The 18,344-nt window shown below is 61.7% G+C and carries 18 protein-coding genes, 1 other RNA gene and 1 pseudogene; 16 read left to right on the forward strand and 4 right to left on the reverse strand.

The features are described from left to right. Window positions 1–11: 11 nt before the first annotated feature. Window positions 12–971, reverse strand: a complete 960-nt coding sequence (gene nudC, locus PH552_RS28785) for an NAD(+) diphosphatase (RefSeq protein WP_112340087.1) — start codon at window positions 969–971, stop codon at window positions 12–14. Next, window positions 968–1,378 carry an HIT family protein gene (locus PH552_RS28790; RefSeq protein ID WP_113250105.1) on the reverse strand — a complete coding sequence of 137 codons (411 nt, stop codon included), beginning with the start codon at window positions 1,376–1,378 and terminating at the stop codon, window positions 968–970. Before PH552_RS28790 ends, nudC begins: the two co-directional genes overlap by 4 nt. Before the next feature lie 91 nt (window positions 1,379–1,469). On the opposite strand from PH552_RS28790, the gene ffs reads away from it, so the two are divergent. The 3 genes from ffs to PH552_RS28805 all read left to right on the forward strand — a co-directional run bounded on the left by ffs (window position 1,470) and on the right by PH552_RS28805 (window position 3,935). Further along, window positions 1,470–1,566, forward strand: an RNA gene (gene ffs / locus PH552_RS28795) — signal recognition particle sRNA small type. A gap of 64 nt (window positions 1,567–1,630) precedes the next feature. After that, entirely contained in the window at window positions 1,631–3,505 is a 1,875-nt protein-coding gene (locus tag PH552_RS28800) for a DNA polymerase III subunit gamma/tau (RefSeq protein WP_285166467.1), read from the forward strand. A 106-nt stretch (window positions 3,506–3,611) separates the two neighbouring features. Beyond that, a complete protein-coding gene (locus PH552_RS28805) occupies window positions 3,612–3,935 on the forward strand; it encodes a YbaB/EbfC family nucleoid-associated protein (protein WP_037155519.1) in 324 nt (107 codons plus the stop codon). Between the two features lie 130 nt (window positions 3,936–4,065). Here PH552_RS28805 and PH552_RS28810 read toward each other — a convergent pair whose 3' ends face one another. Then, the gene (locus PH552_RS28810; RefSeq protein WP_183765379.1) at window positions 4,066–4,542 is read right to left on the reverse strand and encodes an Lrp/AsnC family transcriptional regulator; all 477 of its coding nucleotides are present in this window, start codon (window positions 4,540–4,542) and stop codon (window positions 4,066–4,068) included. Between the two features lie 113 nt (window positions 4,543–4,655). On the opposite strand from PH552_RS28810, the gene PH552_RS28815 reads away from it, so the two are divergent. Both PH552_RS28815 and PH552_RS28820 read left to right on the forward strand, forming a co-directional pair. Continuing rightward, window positions 4,656–5,192 carry an RBBP9/YdeN family alpha/beta hydrolase gene (locus PH552_RS28815; RefSeq protein ID WP_285166468.1) on the forward strand — a complete coding sequence of 179 codons (537 nt, stop codon included), beginning with the start codon at window positions 4,656–4,658 and terminating at the stop codon, window positions 5,190–5,192. 96 nt (window positions 5,193–5,288) lie between these two features. After that, window positions 5,289–5,900: a LysE family translocator gene (locus PH552_RS28820; protein WP_285166469.1), complete on the forward strand. Its 612-nt coding sequence runs from the start codon at window positions 5,289–5,291 to the stop codon at window positions 5,898–5,900. Between the two features lie 2 nt (window positions 5,901–5,902). On the opposite strand, the pseudogene PH552_RS28825 reads toward PH552_RS28820, so the two are convergent. Beyond that, window positions 5,903–6,526 (reverse strand): annotated as a pseudogene (locus PH552_RS28825) (MOSC domain-containing protein). 57 nt (window positions 6,527–6,583) lie between these two features. Here PH552_RS28825 and recR point away from each other — a divergent pair. The 11 genes from recR to rpsO all read left to right on the forward strand — a co-directional run bounded on the left by recR (window position 6,584) and on the right by rpsO (window position 18,141). Then, window positions 6,584–7,189 (forward strand): recombination mediator RecR, encoded by a 606-nt coding sequence (recR, locus tag PH552_RS28830; RefSeq protein WP_112340080.1) that lies wholly within the window; start codon window positions 6,584–6,586, stop codon window positions 7,187–7,189. Between the two features lie 207 nt (window positions 7,190–7,396). Beyond that, complete coding sequence (locus tag PH552_RS28835) at window positions 7,397–8,680, forward strand: lytic murein transglycosylase (protein ID WP_113250101.1); 1,284 nt, start codon at window positions 7,397–7,399, stop codon at window positions 8,678–8,680. 159 nt (window positions 8,681–8,839) lie between these two features. Then, complete coding sequence (gene rimP, locus PH552_RS28840) at window positions 8,840–9,445, forward strand: ribosome maturation factor RimP (RefSeq protein WP_145646378.1); 606 nt, start codon at window positions 8,840–8,842, stop codon at window positions 9,443–9,445. Between the two features lie 62 nt (window positions 9,446–9,507). Beyond that, window positions 9,508–11,118, forward strand: coding sequence for a transcription termination factor NusA (nusA, locus tag PH552_RS28845; protein WP_112340077.1), 1,611 nt, complete (start codon window positions 9,508–9,510; stop codon window positions 11,116–11,118). Further along, a complete protein-coding gene (locus PH552_RS28850) occupies window positions 11,115–11,807 on the forward strand; it encodes an RNA-binding protein (RefSeq protein WP_069613594.1) in 693 nt (230 codons plus the stop codon). The genes nusA and PH552_RS28850 overlap by 4 nt, the downstream gene beginning before the upstream one ends. 101 nt (window positions 11,808–11,908) lie before the next feature. Beyond that, on the forward strand, window positions 11,909–14,641 hold the full coding sequence (gene infB, locus PH552_RS28855; protein WP_285166470.1) for a translation initiation factor IF-2: 2,733 nt from the start codon (window positions 11,909–11,911) through the stop codon (window positions 14,639–14,641). Between the two features lie 104 nt (window positions 14,642–14,745). Further along, complete coding sequence (locus tag PH552_RS28860; protein WP_285166471.1) at window positions 14,746–15,354, forward strand: hypothetical protein; 609 nt, start codon at window positions 14,746–14,748, stop codon at window positions 15,352–15,354. A 68-nt stretch (window positions 15,355–15,422) separates the two neighbouring features. Continuing rightward, window positions 15,423–15,830, forward strand: coding sequence for a 30S ribosome-binding factor RbfA (gene rbfA, locus PH552_RS28865; RefSeq protein ID WP_113251477.1), 408 nt, complete (start codon window positions 15,423–15,425; stop codon window positions 15,828–15,830). Window positions 15,831–15,842: 12 nt separating this feature from the next. After that, window positions 15,843–16,775, forward strand: coding sequence for a tRNA pseudouridine(55) synthase TruB (gene truB, locus PH552_RS28870; RefSeq protein ID WP_112340073.1), 933 nt, complete (start codon window positions 15,843–15,845; stop codon window positions 16,773–16,775). A 92-nt stretch (window positions 16,776–16,867) separates the two neighbouring features. After that, window positions 16,868–17,719: an alpha/beta fold hydrolase gene (locus PH552_RS28875; RefSeq protein ID WP_113251476.1), complete on the forward strand. Its 852-nt coding sequence runs from the start codon at window positions 16,868–16,870 to the stop codon at window positions 17,717–17,719. A gap of 152 nt (window positions 17,720–17,871) precedes the next feature. After that, a complete protein-coding gene (gene rpsO / locus PH552_RS28880) occupies window positions 17,872–18,141 on the forward strand; it encodes a 30S ribosomal protein S15 (protein WP_069613589.1) in 270 nt (89 codons plus the stop codon). The last annotated feature ends 203 nt before the right edge of the window (window positions 18,142–18,344 follow it).

The raw sequence follows: 18,344 nt of genomic DNA on the forward strand, positions 1-18,344 counted from the left end.
GCAGGATAGTCCTAGCGCTTCCATTCCACCCAGTCGCGCATCAAGCGATGGGCGATGGCGCCCTTGGGCGGAGATGTGTTGCCGGAAGCCGAGACGCGGTCGAGCATGGCGAGCGTCTCCTCCGGGGTAAACCAGCGGCAATCCTCGAGCTCGGCCTCATCCATATGAATGTCCGTCGACTTGGCCTCGGCATAGCAGCCAATCATAAGGGAATGCGGCATGGGCCAGGGCTGGGAAGCATGGTAGCGCACGCGGCCGATATGAATGCCGGATTCCTCATGCGTCTCTCGACGCACCGCATTCTCGATGGTTTCACCCGGTTCGACGAAACCGGCGAGACAGGAATACATGCCCGGCGCGAAATGATGGCTGCGGCCGAGCAGGCAGCGATTCCTCTCCTCGTCGATGCAAAGCATGATGACCACAGGGTCCGTGCGCGGGAAGATCGTATGTTCGCAGGCCGTGCAGACCCGCTTGTAGCCGCCGATCCGGCTGTCCATGACCGAGCCGCAGCGGCCGCAGAAGCGGTTGTCACCATTCCAGCGGAGGAGGCTCATGCCCTGAGCGGCCTCGCCCAGGATTTCGCCTTCGAGCAGCAGGTCGCGCCAGAGGGAGCGCATGTCGGCGGGCTTATACTGGCTGGCAAGCTCGTCGGCATTGACCCGCACCGGCACGGCAAGCCTGGGCTCGCCGGTCTTGCGATAGCCGAGCAACACGGCTTCCTCCCAATTCGGATCGAGTTCCTGCAGCTCGTAGCGGGCAAACAGCGGGTCGAGTACCTGCCCGTCATGCTTCAGGACAAGCCGATCCTGTGCGAATGCCAGGATATGCGTGCCGTCCTTGGCGAGGGCCTGCTTGATCGATTCCTCGTCGCGATGCTCGGCATCCCGGTTGAGCTGGTTTTCCGCAAAGGCGGTGAGACTGCTGGCTTCGGGATGCGGCGCATCCGAGGAAAAGATGGAATGGCTCATTGTGAAAGCGTTTCCCGCAACTTGGCTATGAGGTTGTTCATGTCTTCGTCCGAATAGGGTTCGGCCTTGCCGTAGCCCCAGACGGGGCCTGGCCAGTTGGCATCACCTTCGAACCGCGCAATCACATGAACATGAAGCTGACGGACGATATTTCCAAGTGCCCCGACATTGATTTTTGTCGCCCCCGTCACCGTCTTCAGGGCGCTTGCGACCTTATCCGTTTCGAAGGTCAGCAGGATCCGGTCGAGCGGGGTCAGCTCGAAAACCTCCGATTTGCCGGGCCTGCGGGGGATCAGCACCAGCCACGGCCAGCGGCTATCCTTCATCAGCCGCACGTCGCACAGGCCGGTGATGGCGACGGAAACGCTGTCATTCGCCAGACGGTCGTCGAGCGTAAACTCCTTCAAGGGGGCATCCTCCATTGTTTTATCAAATGTTTAGCAGTTTTTTTTGACCTTGGCTTGCTTTTGATGACGATATTGCCGATATGTGCATCCGGGAGGTTGGTGGTGGACGAGCCACTCGCCAACCGGGTCAGGTCCGGAAGGAAGCAGCCCTAACGAGCCCGGCACGGGTCATCGTGCCAGCCTCCCACCCTTTCCGAAAGCAGGACCCGGCTTTCCGGGCGACAAGCAGGGCACCGGGCAAAAAGCAGGGCGATGAGCGACAGCGAGCGACAAGCAAAAGATGCCGCCTCGACCGGCACCGGTTACCGGGTGCTGGCCCGCAAATACAGACCCAAGGACTTCACGGACCTGATGGTCGGCCAGGAGCCGATGGTTCGCACGCTGACCAACGCGTTCGAGACCGGCCGCATCGCCCAGGCCTATATGCTGACCGGTGTTCGCGGTGTCGGCAAGACCACCACCGCCCGCATCCTGGCCCGCGCCCTCAACTACAAGACCGCTGCCGTCGATCGGCCCACGATCGACCTGCGCGAACCCGGCGAGCATTGTCAGGCGATCATGGAAGGCCGGCATGTCGATGTCATCGAGATGGACGCCGCCTCCCACACCGGTATCGACGATATCCGGGAAATCATCGAGCAGGTGCGCTACCGGCCGGTTTCGGCCCGCTACAAGGTCTACATCATCGACGAAGTGCACATGCTGTCGACGGCGGCCTTCAACGGGCTGCTGAAGACGCTGGAAGAGCCGCCCGAGCATGTGAAGTTCATTTTCGCCACCACCGAAATCCGCAAGGTTCCGATCACGGTGCTGTCGCGCTGCCAGCGCTTCGACCTGCGCCGCATCAGCGCCTCCGATCTCGTCGGCCTGTTCACCACCATCACCGGCAAGGAAGGCATCGAGGCCGAGCCGGAAGCGCTCGCCATGATCGCCCGCGCCGCCGAAGGTTCGGCGCGCGACGGCCTGTCGCTGCTCGACCAGGCGATCGCCCATGGCAGCGGCTATGTTGCTGCCGATGCGGTACGCGCGATGCTTGGACTTGCCGACCGCGCCCGCATTGTCGATCTCTTCGGCCACATCGTCAAAGGCGACGTCGCCGCGGCACTGGCCGAATTCAACGGCCAGTACGAGGCCGGCGCCAACCCTGTCGTCGTGCTGACCGACCTTGCCGATTTCACCCATCTCGTGACCCGCCTCAAATATATGCCCGATGCCGCCGACGATCCGTCGCTCAGCGAAATCGAGCGCACGAAAGCGGCGGAATTCGCGCAAGGGGTCGCGGTAACGGCACTTTCCCGCATCTGGCAGATGCTGCTCAAGGGCATTACCGAGACTGAGAATGCCTCGCGCACCGCCGGCGCTGCCGAAATGGTGCTGATCCGTCTTGCGCATGCCGCCCACCTTCCCGCACCCGAAGATGCGGCACGCAGGCTTGCCGAATTTTCCGACGGCAATGGCGGTTCCCGCCCCTCACCGTCTCCGAGCGGCGGCAATGGCGGCGGAGCAGTGTCCTATCAGGGCAGCGCCATGGCCCGCGCGGTCGAAACGCCGGCGCCACGGCCTGCACCTTCCGCCCCGGTCGCCATGTTGCGCGCCGTGCCGAATACACAGCCGGATTCGCAGCCCGTCGGCCGCATCGAGACGAAACCAGCCGAAGCGCCGAAGTCGCTCGTGCCGGTCAATTCGATGGCTGATATCGCCGAACTTGCGAGCCAGAAGCGGGATCCGAAGATGAAGGCGCTGGTGCGCACCTTCGTGCGCCCGGTCAAGCTGGAGCCGGGAAGGCTCGATGTGAGCCTGGCCCCCGGTGCTCCCGGCACGCTGCTGAATGAGCTTGCCGTCAAGCTGAAGGAATGGACCGGCATCCACTGGATCGTCAGCCTGAGCCGCGAAGAGGGCCAGCCGACACTTGTCGAGGCAGAAGCGAACGCCCAGAAGCAGCGAGTCGCCGATGCACGGCAAGACCCCGATGTCGCGGCGATCCTGGCGCAATTTCCGGGCGCAAAGATCATCGACGTGCGCGTGCGGGCACCCGAGACGGACGACGAAGAGGAAGCAGCCGCCCCGCCGGCGGTCGCCGAATCCGTCGATGGCGATATCCTGCCGGGCGACGATATAGAATTCTAAGGGTAGGATAGCGGGCAGCGGAACCGCGTGGCTCGACGCTCGTGGCGGCCGACGGCCCATCTGAGCCGATGGGAAATAGAAGCATTTAGAAGAAGGACCAATAACGATGCGCGACATCATGGGCATGATGGGCAAAGTGAAGGAAATGCAGGCCAAGATGGAGAAGATGCAGTCGGAGATCGCCGACATTCGCGTCGAAGGCAAGGCCGGCGGCGGCCTCGTCACCGTCACCGTCAACGGCAAGGGCCTGATGGTCGGCCTCAAGATCGATCCCTCGCTCTTCAAGGAAGACGATGTCGAAATCCTCGAAGACCTGATCGTCGCCGCCAATAAGGATGCCCAGGAAAAGGCCGAGGCGATCGCCGCCGAAAAGACGCGCGAGCTGACTGCCGGCCTGCCGATCCCGCCCGGTTTCAAGCTGCCGTTCTGAGGCGGGCACGCTCCCCCATCAGAGCGTGATGCCGAAAAGTGTGGGCGGTTTTCGGACGACATCACGCTCTATTCTTTGATGCTAGGGCGGATTCAGATTCTAGGTCGACTCGACCTAAAATCATACAGCTCTAGCGGGCGGCCGCCTTGCGGATCAGATCGCGGCCAATCGCCTTTACAGGTTCGTTTCGCAGCACCAGCGATGTCGTCACCGCGCCATGGCGGGCAATGGAATCGACGATGGTTTCAAGGTCAGCCGGTGTCGGCACGAGAACCTTGAGCAAAAAGCAATCTTCGCCCGTCAGCCTCAGCACCTCGATAATCTCGGGCATTTCCGAAAACTGCTTGAGATAGGGCCGGATATGCTCATGCGTGGTCCGCAGCCGGATGACCGCCATCATGCCGAGCCCGACGGCAGCGGGATCGACGACCGCTCGATAACCAGCGATGACGCCGCGCTCCTCCAGCCGCTTCAGCCGCTCCGATGCCGCCGGCTGCGACAGGCCGACACGGCGGCCGAGCTCCGATACCGAGATTCGCCCGTCCTGCTGCAGGATTTCGATGATCGATAGATCCGTCGGATCCAGTCCTCTTTCGATAGTATCCATGGCTCACCTTCAATTCATCGGTTGGTGAAAGTTTTATCCGATGGATTGCAATGTCAATCGGCATCCCGGCATGCCAGCTTTTCTCCGGGAAAGACCATGGAGAAAGGATAGAGATGAGCGATATCATCACGCTACCGGGCCTGGGGGGTTCGGGCGAAGGTCACTGGCAGACATGGTGGGAACGGCAGGATTCCAGCATGCGCCGCTTCCAGCCTTCCAGCTGGGACAGGCCAATACTCACGGATTGGATTGCCGCGCTCGAGCGCGAAATCTCGCGCTCCAAAACGCCGCCGATCCTGATCGCGCATAGCCTTGCCTGCCAGCTGATCGCCCATTGGGCGCCTATCAAGAAGGCGGCGATCCTCGGCGCGTTCATGGTGGCCGCGCCTGATCCCACGGGCGAAATCTATCTTGCCGAGGCCGGCAGCTTTGCCGATCCGCCACGGCAGCGGTTGCCTTTTCCATCCCTGCTCGTCGCCAGCGCCGACGATCCTTTCAGCTCCTTCGACCATGCGCGCCGCAGTGCCGAAAGCTGGGGCAGCGCCTTCGTCGATGTCGGGTCACGCGGGCATATCAATGCGGCATCCGGACTGGGTGACTGGCCGGAAGGCAAGGCAATCTTCGGGCGTTTTCGCGCCGAGCTTAGCTGAACGCAAATCCTGCATTTGGAAAAGCCGCGCCGGAATGCTATCTCTGGCGCTCTTCTTCCAGATATCGTCCAGCCTGCCCCTGTTGGAGGGAATGCGATGAGCCTATCGACGCTGCTTGTTTTTGCCGGTGCCTTGTTCATTGCGGCGGGATCGCCGGGACCGAACATCGCGGCACTCGTGGCGCGCGTGCTGACGAAGGGCGCGCGCAACGTGCTGCCCTTCCTCTCCGGCATGTGGCTCGGCGAGGCGATCTGGTTGACCTGCGCCGTTGCCGGCCTTGCGACCATTGCCGAAACCTTCCACCTCGCCTTCGTGGTGATCAAGTGGCTTGGCGTCGCCTATTTGCTCTATCTTGCCTGGAAGATGTGGTTTGCCTCCTCCGATAGTGCGAGAGAGGAACTACCGGACGAACAATCAGCCATACGGCTCTTCCTCGCGGGCTTCACAGTCACCATGGGCAATCCCAAGATCATGGTGTTTTACGTGGCGCTGTTGCCCTCAATCATTGATCTGCATGCCGTCACGATCTCCGGCTGGGCCGAGCTGGTGGCGACGATGTTTGCGGTGCTTGTCGTCATCGACCTCTCCTGGGCGATGCTGGCGGCCAAAGCCAGAACCTTCCTCAGGAGCCGCCGCGCCGTGCGCATCGCCAATCGCGCCAGCGCCGGCACCATGGCAGGCGCGGCCGTTGCGATTGCCATGCGGTGAGTTCAGACCGCTGCGTCGCTTTCGATGAGTGCACGCAGCTTGTGATGGACGGGCGCCGCCAGATAGCGCGCCCGATCCTCCGGTTACAATCGCCTGCCGAATGTCGCCATCATTTCCGGCATTGTCACCCTCTCGCCAGCATAAGGCAGATAGGTGACCGGCATATCAGCGCTCACCGTGCCGCTCGCAAGAACGCGGCAATAGATGCCGGGCCGCCCGGCCTGGACGTATCGCTTAACGAATTGTCGATCGCCTATCTTCGCCGCGAAGGTGGAGCAGGGAATGCGCGCCGAGGTGACTTCCAAAACAAGATCGCTGGCTATGAATTGGTCGCCGACGGCGATCTGGCAATTGTCCAGGCCTTCGATGACGAGGTTTTCGCCAAAGGCGCCGGGCTCCAGCGATCGTCCAAGCTCGCTTGCCCACCAGTCCAGCGTCAGGGAACCCTCGACATAAACGGCCTGATCACGGCCGCCATGATGCCTGCGATTGCAGATGGCATCGCCGAGCAGCCCCAGCTCGTCGATCATGACGGCACCGCTGACTGCGTGCTTATTGATCCCGGTCTTCGCCTTCTTGCCCGGCAGCGTTTCAGGGGCACCGCGGCACACGGCCAGAATTTTCATCACTCAACCGTTCCTTCCGAGATTCCGTTCTTGAAGCTTATGAGCTAAAAGCCTCCCATGGCAAAGCGAGTCACCGGCCCCGAAATCGAAAAACTCATCCAGCTCCTGGCGAAAGTACCGGGCCTCGGGCCGCGCTCGGCCCGGCGCGCGGCGCTGCATCTGATCAAGAAGAAGGACCAGCTGCTCGGCCCGCTATCCCATGCCATGGGCGATGCCTATGACAAGGTGAAGATCTGCTCGCGTTGCGGCAATGTCGATACCGTCGATCCCTGCACCGTCTGCACCGACGATCGGCGCGACCAATCCGTCATCATCGTCGTCGAGGACGTCTCCGATCTCTGGGCGCTGGAACGATCAGGTGCGATGAACGCCGCCTATCACGTTCTCGGCGGCGTGCTGTCGCCGCTTGACGGCGTCGGACCTGACGATCTCAACATTCGCGGATTGATCGCCCGCGTCAGCGAGGGCGGCGTCCGCGAAGTCATCATCGCCGTCAACGCAACGGTCGAAGGGCAAACCACAGCACACTATATAACCGACCAGCTTGATGGCCTCGAGGTCAAGATCACCCGCCTTGCCCATGGCGTGCCCGTCGGCGGCGAGCTCGACTATCTCGACGAAGGTACGCTTGCGGCGGCGCTGAGGGCGCGGACGGCGATTTGATTTGAGAGCTGCAACAGAGGAAAGAGTATGAGGAGAGTTTTTACCCCCCTCTGTCAGCTTTCGCTGACATCTCCCCCACAAGGGGAGAGATTGGTCGCCCGCAGCGGAGATCGGCCTCAAACCAATATCCTGCCTGCAGATGCCGAGAGAAATTTTACGAATAAGGGTCGCAGCGAACTCCCAACAATCTCCCCTCTTGTGGGGGAGATGTCGCGGCAGCGACAGAGGGGGGTATCAGCGGCTCGACATGCGCAAAGGCTGCTTTCCCTACTCTGCGTCCTCCTCCTCGCCCTTCTCCCCCTCCCCGCGCTCGCCGCCTCGAAAGCTGATGTCGAAGCGCAGTTTCAGGCCTGGATTCAAAAGGATCTGTGGCCTGAAGCGCGAAAGGCAGGAATATCCGAAAAAACTTTCCAGGCTGCCTTCACTGGCGTGACGCTGAACTGGAATCTGCCGGATCTTGAGCCGCCGGGCTTCCCGAAGCCGGAGCAACAGGCGCAGAGCCAGGCCGAATTCTCCTCCCCCGCCCCCTATTTCAATGAGGCACGGCTGCAGAAACTGGCCGTAACGGGGCGAAGCCTCGCCTCGCAATATGGGCCAGTGCTGAGGCGGATCGAAAAGACCTACGGCGTGCCGGGGTCGATCCTGCTTGCGATTTGGGGCCGCGAGACCGGCTTTGGCATCGCCAAGCTGCCGAATTCGGCGGTCCAGGTGCTGGCGACCAAAGCCTTCATGTCGACGCGCAAGGACATGTTCCGCAATGAGCTGATCGCTGGGCTGCGCATCCTCGAACATGGCGATGTCACGCCGGATCAGTTCAAGGGCTCCTGGGCCGGTGCACTCGGCCAGCCGCAGTTCATGCCGACAAACTACCTTAAATTCGCCGTCGACTTCGATGGCGACGGCCATCGCAACATCTGGACCTCGGTGCCGGACACGCTGGCATCCATAGCTAACTATATGGTTCAGAAGGGCTGGCAGCGCGGCCGTGGCTGGGGCTATGAAGTCGCCATCCCGCAGAACGTGTCCTGCGCGCAGGAAGGGCCTGATCTCGCCAAGCCGATTTCGCAATGGGCTTCGCTAGGGATCAAGCCGGTTTCCGGCAAGACCCTCCCGGCAGACGAATTGCGGGCGAGCGGGATGATGCTGGTACCGGCTGGCCGCGACGGGCCGGAATTCATCGTGACGCCGAATTTTTACGTCATCAAGGAATACAACAATTCCGACCTTTACGGCCTCTATATCGGCAATCTCGCCGACCGCATCGCCTATGGCAGCGGCGCCTTCCGGGAAAAATGGGGCGATGTCGGCAAGATGCTGCGCTCTGACGTCGCCAATATGCAGAAGACTTTGGAGCGCAAGGGATACGATGTTGGCGGCACCGACGGCTTGCCGGGCTACAAGACGCGGCGCTCGATCGGCCAATGGCAGGAAAAGAGCGGCATGAAGCCTACCTGCTATCCCGACAGCTCCATGCTCGGCGTGCTGAAATAGCGGCGAAAACCGCCTTCGACGCGAATGCCTTGCAATTTGCCGGAAAGAGGCTTATATCCGCATCAAATTCTTGATCGTGTGATGAAGAGTGGGCCGCAAGGACCCGCTCTTTTTTATTAGCGCGATCTCCCAATGCATGAACAATGCAGGAGTGAATGCTTGTCGGACGTGACAAACGCAGACAATACCAATGAACCCAGGCTGATCGTCGAAACCGGCCTTGATCAGCGCGTTGCCGCCATCATCGAGCCCGTCCTTGTGGGCATGGGCTTTCGCCTTGTGCGCGTGCGTCTCCTGAACCAGAACGGCCTAACGCTGCAGATCATGACCGAGCGCAACGACGGCACCATGACCGTCGAGGACTGCGAAGAGGTCTCCACGGCCATTTCGCCGGTTCTTGATGTGGAAGATCCGATCGATAAGGCGTATCATCTCGAAGTGTCTTCGCCGGGTATCGATCGCCCGATGGTGCGGAAATCGGATTTTCAGCGCTGGATCGGCCATCTCGTCAAGTGCGAAACGTCGATCCTCGTCGATAACCGTAAGCGTTTCCGCGGCAAGATCGCCGCCGTCGATGCCGATGGCTTCACGATCGAACGCGACCAGGTTGCCTATGGCGAGGAGCCCAGGGTGACCATTCCGTTCAGCACGCTGGCCGAAGCCAAGCTGATCCTGACGGACGATCTCATCCGCGACGCGCTGCGCGCCGACAAGCTGGCCAAAGCCGAGGCTGCGAACCAGAACGAAGCGGACGACCAGGAATAACCGATCAACGAACCGCCTGACGGAACGGGAACCCAAGGGCAGGAAGACGGAGACTAAAGACAATGGCAGTCAGTGCGAACCGGCTAGAACTTCTGCAGATCGCAGATGCAGTGGCGCGCGAAAAGGTCATCGACCGCGAGATCGTGCTTGCCGCAATGGCGGACGCGATCCAGAAGGCCGCGCGTTCGCGTTACGGTACGGAATCGAACATCCGCGCCGACATCAACCCGAAGACGGGTGAAATCCGCCTGCAGCGCCTGCTCGAAGTGGTCGAGAAGGCCGAGGACTATTCCACGCAGATCCCGCTGGAACTCGCTCGCGACCGCAACCCTGACGCAGCCCTTGGCGATTTCATCGCCGATCCGCTGCCGCCGATGGATTTCGGCCGCATCGCAGCCCAGTCGGCCAAGCAGGTCATCGTGCAGAAGGTGCGCGAAGCCGAGCGTGACCGCCAGTTCGACGAATTCAAGGATCGCGTCGGCGAAATCGTCAACGGCACGGTCAAGCGTGTCGAATACGGCAACGTCATCGTCGACCTCGGCCGTGGCGAAGGCATCATCCGCCGCGACGAAATGATCCCGCGCGAAAACTTCCGCTACGGCGATCGCGTCCGCGCCTATGTCTACGACGTCCGTCGCGAGCAGCGCGGCCCGCAGATCTTCCTCTCGCGCACGCATCCGCAGTTCATGGTCAAGCTCTTCACCATGGAAGTGCCCGAAATCTACGACGGCATCATCCAGGTGAAGTCGGTTGCCCGCGATCCGGGCTCGCGCGCCAAGATCGCCGTCATCTCGAACGACTCGTCGATCGATCCGGTCGGCGCCTGCGTCGGTATGCGCGGTTCGCGCGTTCAGGCCGTCGTCGGCGAGCTGCAGGGCGAAAAGATCGACATCATTCCCTGGTCCAGCGAGCCGGCGAACTTCGTCGTCAACGCGCTGCAGCCGGCCGAAGTCGCCAAGGTTGTTCTCGACGAAGATGCTGAGCGCATCGAAGTCGTGGTTCCGGACGAGCAGCTTTCGCTCGCCATCGGCCGCCGCGGCCAGAACGTCCGCCTTGCTTCGCAGCTGACCGGCTGGGATATCGACATCATGACGGAAGCCGAGGAATCGGAACGCCGTCAGAAGGAATTCAACGAACGCACCAATCTGTTCATGGACGCGCTCGACGTCGATGAGATGGTCGGCCAGGTTCTGGCCTCGGAAGGTTTTGCCGCCGTCGAGGAATTGGCTTACGTCGATCTCGACGAAATCTCCTCGATCGACGGCTTCGACGAAGACACCGCCCAGGAAATCCAGACCCGTGCGCGCGAATATCTCGAAAAGCTCGAGGCGGAGATGGACGAGAAGCGCAAGGCGCTCGGCGTCTCCGACGAGCTGCGTCAGATCAATGGCATGACCGCACAGATGATGGTCGCCCTCGGCGAGGACGGCATCAAGACGATCGAGGACTTCGCCGGCTGCGCCGCTGACGACCTCGTCGGCTGGAGCGAACGCAAGAACGGCGAAACGAAGAAGTTCGAGGGCCTGTTCTCCAAGCTCGAGGTCTCGCGCGTCGAAGCCGAACAGATGGTCGTGCAGGCTCGCCTGCTGGCCGGCTGGATTACCGAAGCCGATCTCGCCGCCGAAGCCGAAGAGGCGTCGGAAGATGAGGGCGAGGCCGAGCAGGAAGCATGATGAGCGCAGAGGGGCCGAAGGCCGCACCCGAAGACGACGATCTTTCGGGTGACGGCGCAAATGGCCGTATGTGCATCGTAACACGCGAAAGCGGATCGCCGGATGAGCTGATCCGCTTCGTCGCCGCTCCAGACGGAACAGTCGTTCCGGATCTGAAGCGGCAGCTGCCGGGACGCGGATGCTGGGTCAAGATCGACCGTGCACTCGTGGACAAGGCAGTAGCAAAGAAGTTGTTCTCCCGCGCCCTGAAGGCGGAGGTGACCGCGCCGAGCGATCTTGGCGCCACCGTCGACCGCCTTCTTGCGGCGCAACTGGCCGGGATGATGAACATGGCACGCAAGGCGGGCCAGTTCGTATCCGGCTCGTCGAAGGTGGATGGCGCCGTTCGCAACGGCTCGGCACTTGCCGTGTTCCATGCGATGAACGCCGCCGCCGATGGCGTGCGCAAGATCGATCAGGCAAGGAAGGCCTGGCATCTCGGCATGGAGACCGAAGCGGAAATACCGTCCTTCCGTGTCTTTACGGAGGCCGAAATGGACGAACTGATGGGCCAGAATGCTTTTATCCATGCCGCAGCGCTTGCAGGGCAGGCGGGTGAGGGTGTAGTGAAGCGCGCAAACCTGCTCGAACGGTACCGCAACGGCGGTCAGTCCCGGGCAACGGGCGGCGCTGGCCGGCGAAAACAATGACGCGGTCACCGGCCTTTGCCGGACGCCTCATTAAGGTACATGCATTGAACGACAGGGTTTGACGGACGTTTCCGTGCCCTGTCCGAAGGAACAGGAACGGAATGACCGACAATCAAGACGACAAGACGCTGAGTGTTTCGGGTAAGAAGACCCTCACCTTGAAGCCTTCAGGCGTAAACCAGGGCACCGTGCGCCAGGACATGGGCCGCGGTCGCACCAAGGCGGTCGTGGTTGAGACCCGTAAGCGCCGCCCGCTACGTCCTGAAGACGAAAAGCCAATCACGCCGGTAGCGACATCAGCGCCCTCGGTGACGCGCGTTGCCGAACCGACGCCGCAGCCGCCGCGCCCGCCGCAGCCGGCTCCGCGCATTCATCAGCCGGGCGGCCAGCAGCAGCGGCCCGCACAATCCAACCAGGGCTATCAGCAGCGCCCGCAGCAGGAACGCTCGTCGCGTCCGGTGGTTCTGAACCACCTGTCCGCCGATGAGATGGACGCCCGCCGCCGCGCGCTCGCCGACGCGCAAGCTCGCGATGCCGCGGATGCCATCCGTCGCGCCGAGGAAGAGGCGCGTCGCCGCCAAGAAGAGGAAGCACGCCGCATCGCCGAGCAGGCCGAAGCCGCACGCCGCGCCGCCGAAGAGGCTGCCCGCGCTGCCGAAGTCAAGGCAGCGGCACCGGCGGCGGCTGAACCTCAGGCGGAAGCGCCGAAGCCCTTGGCACAGCCGGCTGCAGCGCCCGTTGTTGCGCGTCGCCCGGACACGGCTCCCCAGCCGGCCCGCCCCGGTGCCCCCTCGATGGAAGCGCCGGCCAACCGTCGGCGGCTAAACCAGGAAGAAGAAGATCGCGGTCCATCGCGTGGTGGCGTGCCTGCCCGCGGCAAGATCGTGCGTCCGGAACCGGCAAAGCCGGTTACCACACGTCCGAAGACCGAGGACGAGCGCCGCCGCGGCAAGCTGACGGTCACGACCGCCGATGTCGACGAAGACGGCAACGCCCGTGGTCGCTCGCTTTCGGCCATGCGCCGTCGCCAGGAAAAATTCCGCCGCAGCCAGATGCAGGAAACGCGCGAAAAGATCTCGCGTGAAGTCGTGCTGCCGGAGACCATCACCATTCAGGAACTGTCGCAGCGCATGTCCGAACGGGCCGTCGATGTCATCAAGTTCCTGATGAAGGAAGGCCAGATGATGAAGCCGGGCGACGTCATCGACGCCGATCTGGCCGAGCTCATCGCCGGCGAATTCGGCCACACGGTCAAGCGCGTTTCGGAATCCGACGTCGAACAGGGCATCTTCAACGTTGCCGACGAGGAAGGCGAACTGGTTTCCCGTCCGCCCGTCGTTACCATCATGGGTCACGTCGACCACGGTAAGACCTCGCTGCTCGATGCCATCCGTCATGCGAACGTGGTCGCCGGCGAAGCCGGTGGCATCACCCAGCATATCGGCGCCTATCAGGTCGAGCAGAACGGTCAGAAGATCACCTTCATCGACACCCCCGGTCACGCCGCCTTCACGGCAATGCGTGCCCGCGGCGCCCAGGCGACCGACATTGCGATCCTGGTGGTTGCGGCCGACGACAGCGTGATGCCGCAGACGATCGAATCGATCAACCACGCCAAAGCGGCGGGTGTTCCGATCATCGTCGCGATCAACAAGATCGACAAGCACGAAGCCAATCCGCAGAAGGTCCGCACGGAACTGCTGCAGCACGAAGTCTTCGTCGAATCCATGGGCGGTGAAGTTCTCGACGTGGAAGTCTCCGCGAAGAACCGCACCAACCTCGACAAGCTGCTGGAAGCCATCCTGCTGCAGGCGGAAATCCTTGACCTCAAGGCCAATCCGAACCGTACGGCCGAAGGCACCGTCATCGAAGCCCAGCTCGACCGCGGCCGCGGTTCCGTCGCCACCGTGCTCGTGCAGAAGGGTACGCTGCGTCCTGGCCAGATCGTCGTTGCCGGCGATCAGTGGGGCCGTGTCCGTGCACTCGTCAACGACAAGGGTGAGCATGTGAAGGAAGCAGGCCCGGCCATGCCGGTCGAACTGCTCGGCCTTTCCGGCGCACCGCAGGCCGGCGACAAGTTCGCCGTCGTCGAAAGCGAGAGCCGTGCCCGCGAGATCTCGGAATATCGCCAGCGCCTCACCCGCGACAAGGCGGCTGCCCGCCTGTCGGGTCAGCGCGGCTCGCTCGAACAGATGATGACCCAGCTGCAGGCTGTCGGCGTGAAGGAATTCCCGCTTGTTATCAAGGGCGACGTGCAGGGCTCGATCGAAGCCATTGCCGGCGCTCTCGAAAAGCTCGGCACCGACGAAGTTCGTGCCCGCATCGTCCATTCGGGCGCAGGCGGCATCACCGAGTCGGACGTCTCGCTGGCGGAAGCTTCCAATGCGGCGATCATCGGTTTCAACGTCCGCGCCAACGCGCAGGCACGTCAGTTCGCCGAGCGTCAGGGCATCGAGATCCGCTACTACAACATCATCTACGACCTGGTGGATGATGTGAAGGCGGCAATGTCGGGCCTGCTCTCTCCGGAGCGTCGCGAAACCTTCCTCGGCAATGCCGAGATCCTCGAGGTGTTCAACATCACGAAGGTCGGCAAGGTCGCGGGTTGCCGCGTCACCGAAGGCAAGGTCGAGCGTGGCGTCGGCGTCCGCCTGGTTCGCGACAACGTCGTCATCCACGAAGGCAAGCTCAAGACGCTCAAGCGCTTCAAGGATGAAGTGTCGGAAGTCAATGTCGGCCAGGAATGCGGCATGGCCTTCGAGAACTACGAAGACATCCGCGCCGGCGATACCATCGAGTGCTTCCGCGTCGAGCACATCACCCGCACGCTGTAAGCGATCTTTCGATTTGCAAGACATCAAAACCGCCGGCGAAACCGGCGGTTTTTTTCTTGGATCCCGTTTTTCTTGGATCCCGACGAACATGAGGAAGCATCGACATGACTGCAATGCCCGAAGATGACAAGAGGATCGTCGTCTCCTTCGTTCGCCAGCCAAGCGAACATGTCGCTGTCATGTGGCAGGCAGGGCAACGCCTTGCCCTTCGCCACCCTCCGAGCGCGCATAACCGGGCAGCCTGGCAGTTCGTCTCCGCAATCGGTGTCGGCGCGGGCTTCCCGGTGCTGTTCTACTTGTTGCGCGCTTACGTCTTCGTTCCCGTATTCGGATTGTCGCCATCCCTGGATTTGGGCGACATGGCAATCATCTGGCTCGTGCCGACTCTGATCATCTGTGTGCTCATCCTGATCTATTCCCGGTGGGCGACGCGGCGGCGCATGGCGACGATGCGATCGCGCATACGTCCTGATGTTATCATCACGGTAACGATCACATCCGAGGGCGGTTCCTGGAAATCGGAGCAGACATCGATTTGGCTTGGCTGGCGCGAGATCCGGGGCATCGGTCGCCGCAACGGGCGGATTGAATTCGATACGGAGTCCTTCGTCACCTATATTCCGACATCCGCTTTTGCCGATCAGGCCGCGCAGGATGCCGCATTCGCAAGGATTCTCGGCTTCTGGCGGGCCGGGAATCCTGTCCAGCCTTGACCTTTGCGCCGGATCGAGTCATTTGACCCGCTTTATCGCGTCCAAGGGACGCTGCTAACGGAACAACCATGACCAGACCAACTTCTTCCGCGCCTTCGCAGCGCATGCTTCGCGTCGGCGAGCAGGTGCGCTCAGCGATTACGCAGGTCCTGCAGCGCGGCGAAGTGCGCGACGACCTGATCGAGCGCACCGTGATCTCCATTTCCGAAGTACGCATGTCGCCGGATCTGAAGATCGCCACCGCCTTCGTGACCCCCCTTGGCGTTGCCGATCATGGCGCCGTCATCGAGGCGCTGAACCGCCATGCGAAATATATCCGCGGCCGCCTCGGCCCGCAGCTCCGCCAGATGAAGTACATGCCGGAAGTCCGCTTCCGCGACGATACGAGCTTCGACAATTACAAGAAGATCGACGAACTGCTGCGCTCACCCGAGGTCAGCCGCGATCTCGAAGACGATAACGACAAAGATCAATAACAGAGACAGAGAATGTCCAAACCACGCAAGCCCAAGGGCCGCCCGATTTCGGGCTGGCTCATCCTCGACAAGCCGGTGGATTTCGGCTCGACCGAAGCCGTTTCCAAGATCAAGTGGCTGTTCAAGGCCCAGAAGGCCGGTCATGCCGGGACGCTCGATCCGCTCGCGTCCGGCATGCTGCCAATCGCGCTCGGCGACGCCACCAAGACGGTCCCCTATGTCATGGACGGCCGCAAGATCTATGAATTCACCGTGACCTGGGGTGAGGAACGCGCTTCCGACGACCTCGAGGGCGCAGTCACCGCCACCTCCGACAAGCGTCCGAGCGAAGAGGATATTCGCGCGCTGCTGCCGAACTATACGGGTGTCATCAACCAGATCCCGCCGCAGTTCTCCGCCATCAAAATATCAGGCGAGCGTGCCTATGACCTTGCCCGCGAAGGCGAGACGGTCGAGATCCCCTCGCGTGAAGTCGAGATTTTCCGCCTGACGCTGCTTGCCTGCCCGGATGCCAATACGGCGCATTTCGAAGTCGAGTGCGGTAAAGGCACCTATGTACGCGCACTTGCCCGCGATTTCGGCCGCGATCTCGGCTGCTACGGCCATATTTCCGGCCTGCGCCGCAGCTTCGTCGCACCCTTCGCCGAAGAGGCGATGGTGCCGCTTGCCGATCTCGTGGCGCTCGAAGAGATCGAGGACGCGGATGAGCGGCTCGCAGCCCTCGATGCGCTGCTGATCGACACGGCGGAAGCTCTTTCTTCGCTGCCGCACCTCGTCATCAGCGACGACCAGGCGCACCGTCTGAAGATGGGCAACCCTATCCTCGTGCGCGGCCGCGATGCTCCGGTCGCCGAAACCGAGGCCTATGCCACGGCACGCGGCAAGCTGATCGCCATCGGCGAAATCGGCCAGGGCGAATTTCGTCCGAAGCGTGTATTCGGCTAGCCAAACTCAGCCAGAAATAGCGCTATTGCAGCGCAATGGCTATGCGATATGCTCCCCGACGGGCCATCATGGCCCGTCCAAAGGGGGCAAACATGCGCAGAATTGCATTCGGAATAGTTGCATTCCTTTCTCTGTTTCTGGCAGTTGCGAACGCCCAATCCGCCGAGCGATGGGCCGGGCTACCGCCATTTCCTCCAATGCCGCAACCGAAGACGAGCGGCATGGCCGATGTTAACGACATCAAGATGTATTATGCTGAATATGGCGCAGGCGACCCGATCCTCTTCATTCATGGCGGCCTCGGAAATGCCGATGTCTGGGGCGCTCAGGTTGCCGATTTCGCGAGAGATCATCTCGTCATCGTCGCCGACAGCCGCGGGCATGGCCGCTCGACGCGCAGCGAACAGCCCTTCGGCTACGACCTGATGACTTCGGATTATGCTGCGCTGCTCGACCACCTGAAGATCGGTAAGGTGACGCTGGTCGGATGGTCCGATGGCGGCATCATCGGCATCGATATGGCGATGAAATATCCCGAAAAGCTGACCCGCGTGATCGCGCAAGCCGCCAATGTCACGACCGACGGCGTGAAGCCCGATGTCATGAGCAACAAGACCTTCAACGACTACATCAACGTCGCCGGCGACTATTACAGGAAGCTGTCGCCGACCCCGAACGAATATGACGCCTTCGTCAACCAGATCTCGCAAATGTGGGCGACGCAGCCGGCATGGACCGCAGCCGACCTCGGAAAGATCACGGTGCCGGTGACGCTTGCCATCGGCGACCATGACGAAGCGGTGAAGCTGGACCACACTGAGATGATGGCGAAAGAGATTCCGGGCGCGAAGCTCGTCATCCTGAAGGACGCCAGTCATTTTGCCATGCTGCAGGATCCAGAAGGCTACGACGCCATGATCCGGAACGCCGTGGCGGGGCGCTGAAGCCGCCGGGGGGACAACCCTCTTTCAATTGCCGCTCATTTGGTTTATAGGCAGCGCCAGCATCAGGCATGCCTGATTGCATTCGCGGCCAATGCTGGACGACATCCCGGCGTTTGGCGACTTCAATCTCCTCTCATAGAAAGGACCATCCGATGTCGATCACTGCTGAGCGCAAGGCTGCGCTGATCAAGGAATATGCGACCGCCGAAGGCGACACCGGTTCTCCGGAAGTCCAGGTTGCGATCCTGACCGAGCGCATCAACAACCTCACGGAACACTTCAAGGACCACAAAAAGGACAACCACTCCCGTCGTGGTCTCCTGACGATGGTTTCCAGCCGGCGCTCGCTTCTTGACTACCTCAAGAAGAAGGACGAAGGCCGTTATACCAAGCTGATCACCAGCCTCGGTATCCGCCGCTAACGGAATTTCCGGCGGGCGTTCACCTGAACGCCCGCCGGTTGCTTATGAGGGGTATGAACCCCTAAGACTGTTTCGCTTGCGCCTTGCAATGGCGCGCCGCGAAACTGCCGGCAGGCCGGATGGGCCGGTGCTGCCAACAACAACCGTTGACCTGTCATGGGGCAGGATTGCCGGATGCTTTCAGCCGAAGCTTCGCGCTTCGG

This window comes from Rhizobium aureum (assembly GCF_030182495.1).
GTDB lineage: Bacteria > Pseudomonadota > Alphaproteobacteria > Rhizobiales > Rhizobiaceae > Rhizobium > Rhizobium tropici_C.

Excerpts from the sequence above, each read along its gene's own strand:
- PH552_RS28835 (WP_113250101.1), top strand. The coding sequence starts at position 7,397 with ATGTCGCGGCAGCGACAGAGGGGGGTATCAGCGGCTCGACATGCGCAA.
- PH552_RS28820 (WP_285166469.1), top strand. The coding sequence starts at position 5,289 with ATGAGCCTATCGACGCTGCTTGTTTTTGCCGGTGCCTTGTTCATTGCG.
- PH552_RS28860 (WP_285166471.1), top strand. The coding sequence starts at position 14,746 with ATGACTGCAATGCCCGAAGATGACAAGAGGATCGTCGTCTCCTTCGTT.
- rpsO (WP_069613589.1), top strand. The coding sequence starts at position 17,872 with ATGTCGATCACTGCTGAGCGCAAGGCTGCGCTGATCAAGGAATATGCG.
- PH552_RS28800 (WP_285166467.1), top strand. The coding sequence starts at position 1,631 with ATGAGCGACAGCGAGCGACAAGCAAAAGATGCCGCCTCGACCGGCACC.
- PH552_RS28815 (WP_285166468.1), top strand. The coding sequence starts at position 4,656 with ATGAGCGATATCATCACGCTACCGGGCCTGGGGGGTTCGGGCGAAGGT.
- PH552_RS28850 (WP_069613594.1), top strand. The coding sequence starts at position 11,115 with ATGATGAGCGCAGAGGGGCCGAAGGCCGCACCCGAAGACGACGATCTT.
- infB (WP_285166470.1), top strand. The coding sequence starts at position 11,909 with ATGACCGACAATCAAGACGACAAGACGCTGAGTGTTTCGGGTAAGAAG.
- truB (WP_112340073.1), top strand. The coding sequence starts at position 15,843 with ATGTCCAAACCACGCAAGCCCAAGGGCCGCCCGATTTCGGGCTGGCTC.
- rbfA (WP_113251477.1), top strand. The coding sequence starts at position 15,423 with ATGACCAGACCAACTTCTTCCGCGCCTTCGCAGCGCATGCTTCGCGTC.
- recR (WP_112340080.1), top strand. The coding sequence starts at position 6,584 with ATGGCAAAGCGAGTCACCGGCCCCGAAATCGAAAAACTCATCCAGCTC.
- nudC (WP_112340087.1), bottom strand. The coding sequence starts at position 971 with ATGAGCCATTCCATCTTTTCCTCGGATGCGCCGCATCCCGAAGCCAGC.
- PH552_RS28805 (WP_037155519.1), top strand. The coding sequence starts at position 3,612 with ATGCGCGACATCATGGGCATGATGGGCAAAGTGAAGGAAATGCAGGCC.
- PH552_RS28875 (WP_113251476.1), top strand. The coding sequence starts at position 16,868 with ATGCGCAGAATTGCATTCGGAATAGTTGCATTCCTTTCTCTGTTTCTG.
- nusA (WP_112340077.1), top strand. The coding sequence starts at position 9,508 with ATGGCAGTCAGTGCGAACCGGCTAGAACTTCTGCAGATCGCAGATGCA.
- PH552_RS28810 (WP_183765379.1), bottom strand. The coding sequence starts at position 4,542 with ATGGATACTATCGAAAGAGGACTGGATCCGACGGATCTATCGATCATC.